Below are 3,232 nucleotides of genomic sequence, written 5' to 3' on the forward strand. Positions count from 1 at the left end.
CCCGGCCCGCGGGCTCCCTCGTGCGGGGGGGGGGGGGGGGCCGGGGGTCCCGGCCCGCCGCCGCACGTGCTTTACCGGTTCCTTTTACTCGTTCCTTACGATGCTGCGCATGAAGGAACCCTCCCGGCAGACTCGGTGGGAGCGCCACACGCAGATCCCGCTGCTGGTGCTCGCCATCGGCTTCGCCGTCGCGTACGCCGTTCCGATCGTGGCGCCCGACGCGGACCGGTGGGTGCACCGGGCCTGCACCCACGCGGAGTGGGTGGTGTGGGCCTCCTTCGCCGCGGACTATCTCGTACGGCTGACGCTGTCGCGGGCGCGGAAGGCCTTCGTGCGGACGCACTGGCTGGACCTGCTGGCGGTGCTGCTGCCGATGATCCAGCCGCTACGGCTGCTGCGGCTGGTCGCAACCCTGCTGCTGGTGGGCCGGCGGGCCCGGATGGCGCCGCAGATCCGGCTGACCACGTACGTGGCGGGCGCGGTGGTGGGGCTGCTGATGTTCGGCTCGCTGGCGGTGCTGAGCGTGGAGCGGGACGCCCCCGGGGGCAACATTCGCAATCTCGGGGACGCCCTGTGGTGGTCGGTGACCACCATGACCACGGTCGGGTACGGGGACCACTCCCCCACCACCGGGCTCGGCCGGCTGCTCGCGGTGGGACTGATGCTGTCGGGGATCGCGCTGCTGGGTGTGGTCACCGCCAACATCGCGGCCTGGTTCATCTCCCGCTTCGAGCGCGACGACCGGCTGGAGCGGGCCCAGACCGCCGCCATCACCGAACTGGCCGCAGAGGTACGGGCGCTGCGCGCCGAGGTCGCCCGGCTGGGCGGCCAGGCGGCCGACCAGCCGGGCGCCCCGGCGCTGCGGGAGGCTACCGCTCCCACACCTTGAACGCCCTGACCTGGTACGGGGACTGGGGCAGCCAGACGCCGTCGCCCGGATAGGTCTGGAACTCCCCGGTCTCGGCGCACACCGTCGACTGGTAGGTGGTGACCGGCCGCCCGGTGCGGTTGGCGAGGGACTGGGCGGTGGTGCCGGCGGGCAGCGCCGTGCAGCTGTTGATGTCGAGGGTGCTGAGCTCGTGGGTCTGGCGGGCTCCCTTGAACTCCGCCTTGCCCCACAGGCAGAGCTGCCCGGTCGCGCAGGCCCCCAGGGGCGGCGGCCCCGCGGCGTGGCCCGCCGCATGGGCGGCCGTGGCCGTGGACGGGATGAGGGCGGTGGCGGCCAGGACGGTGGCGGCGAGAACCGTGGAACACGTACGCATGACGGGTCAACTCCTTGTGGACTCCGGCTCCCCGGACCTGTTCCGAGGAGCCGCTGACCCCACGCTGACCTGCGGCGATGAGCGGGCGGAAGGGGCTGCGGCCGGGTCCACCCGGATAGGCGACAGCCCCGCCGGAACCATCCGGCGGGGCTGTCGTGCGTACGGAGTTGACGGCTCCGCGGGGGTGTCGGGGGCGGCTCAGACGTGGGCCGCGCCCGCCCCCGCGGCGGCGTTCTCGCCGCGCTTGGTGAATCCGGCCACGATCGCGGCGAGTACGGCGACGGTGCCCGCGACGGTGAAGGCGGTGCTCATGCCTGACACGAAAGTGTCGTGCGCGACGGCCGTGATGGCCTGCGCGGCCTGTTCGGGAGTGCCCGGGGGAACCGGGGCGATGCCGACCTGGACGCCCTTCTCCGCGAGGGCCAGCTGCTCCGGGGTGAGCGGGGGCAGCTGCGCCGCCGTCCAGTTGTCGCCGAACGCGCCGGTGACCTTGCTGGCCATGACCGCGCCGAGGACGGCGGTGCCGAGGCTGCCGCCGACCTGCATGGCGGCCTGCTGGAGGCCGCCGGCGACGCCGGACAGCTCCAGCGGGGCGTTGCCGACGATGACCTCGGTGGCGCCGACCATGACGGGCGCGAGGCCGAGGCCGAGCAGGGCGAACCAGAGCGACATGGTGAGGGTGCCGGTGTCCGGGCCGAGCCGGGCCATTCCGAAGCAGGCGGCGGCGGTGGCGACCATGCCGGCGACCAGCGGGACGCGCGGGCCGACCTTGGTGATGGCGGCGCCGGCCAGTGGCGAGCCGACGATCATCATGCCGGTCAGCGGCAGCAGGTGCAGTCCGCTGTCGACCGGGCTCATGCCGTGGACGTTCTGCAGGTAGAAGGTGACGAAGAACAGGCCGCCCATGAAGGCGAAGGCCATCAGCACCATCAGCACGGTGCCCGCGGACAGCGGCAGCGAGCGGAACATGCCCAGCGGGATCAGCGGCTCGCGGACCCGGCTCTCCCAGAGGGCGAAGAGCACGAAGCACAGGACGGAGCCGCCGAGGAAGAGCAGCGTCCTGGTGTCGCCCCATCCCCACTCGGAGGCCTTGATCAGTGCCCAGATCAGGGAGAACATCGCGCCCGACAGCAGCGCGATGCCGAGGACGTCGAAGGAGCGCGGGGCGTTCTCGGCGCGGTGGTCGAGCAGGATGAACAGGCCGAAGGCGAGCGCGATGACGCCGACGGGCACGTTGATGAAGAAGACCGACTGCCAGCTCACGTTCTCGACGAGCAGGCCGCCGACGATGGGCCCGGCGGCGGTGGAGGCGCCGATGACCATGCCCCAGATGCCGATGGCCATGTTGAGCTTCTCGGCGGGGAAGGTGGCGCGCAGCAGGCCGAGCGCGGCGGGCATGAGCAGCGCGCCGAAGATGCCCTGTGCCACGCGGAAGCCGATGACGAGCTCGACTCCGTCGGAGAAGCCGATCGCGGCCGAGGAGGCGGCGAAGCCGGCGATGCCGATGAGGAAGGTCTGGCGGTGGCCGAAGCGGTCGCCGAGCTTGCCGGCGGTGATGAGGGAGACGGCGAGGGCGAGGAGGTAGCCGTTGGTGATCCACTGCACGTCGGCCAGCGTGGCGCCGAGGTCCTTTTGGATCGCGGGGTTGGCGACGGCGACGATCGTGCCGTCCAGGGTGACCATCATGACGCCGATCGCGACGGCGAAGAGGGTCAGCCAGGGGTGGCCGCGCAGCCCCGTGCGGGCTGGTGCCGAGCCGGGTTGCTTGACGGGTGCCTGGTCGTCCTGGTCGTCGACGGTCATCTGACTAGTCATGCGAACAGGCTAGTGACAGCGACTGACAGTTCACAAACGGCTTAACGAGACAGCCGCTGTCAGGTCGGTCACAGGTACCCTGACCGCTCACTCAGCGTCAGAAAGGATTCCCAATGAAGTTGTCAAGCCCGCGCGGTGACTCGCTGTGAGCGTGT

Annotated in this window: 2 protein-coding genes and 1 pseudogene; 1 reads left to right on the forward strand and 2 read right to left on the reverse strand. The window is 71.5% G+C overall.

Annotated elements, in window-relative coordinates; translation table 11 throughout:
• The first annotated feature begins 109 nt into the window (after nucleotides 1–109).
• Entirely contained in the window at nucleotides 110–889 is a 780-nt protein-coding gene (locus tag ACFWBF_RS37125; RefSeq protein WP_385609246.1) for a potassium channel family protein, read from the forward strand.
• On the opposite strand, the gene ACFWBF_RS37130 is transcribed toward ACFWBF_RS37125, so the two are convergent.
• Nucleotides 870–1,262 carry a peptidase inhibitor family I36 protein gene (locus tag ACFWBF_RS37130; RefSeq protein WP_385609247.1) on the reverse strand — a complete coding sequence of 131 codons (393 nt, stop codon included), beginning with the start codon at nucleotides 1,260–1,262 and terminating at the stop codon, nucleotides 870–872. The genes ACFWBF_RS37125 and ACFWBF_RS37130 overlap by 20 nt on opposite strands.
• Nucleotides 1,263–1,460: 198 nt before the next feature.
• Nucleotides 1,461–3,046, reverse strand: a pseudogene (locus ACFWBF_RS37135) (MFS transporter); the annotation flags it as partial.
• Nucleotides 3,047–3,232 lie beyond the last annotated feature (186 nt).

Source organism: Streptomyces sp. NPDC060028 (genome assembly GCF_042736725.1).
GTDB lineage: Bacteria > Actinomycetota > Actinomycetes > Streptomycetales > Streptomycetaceae > Streptomyces.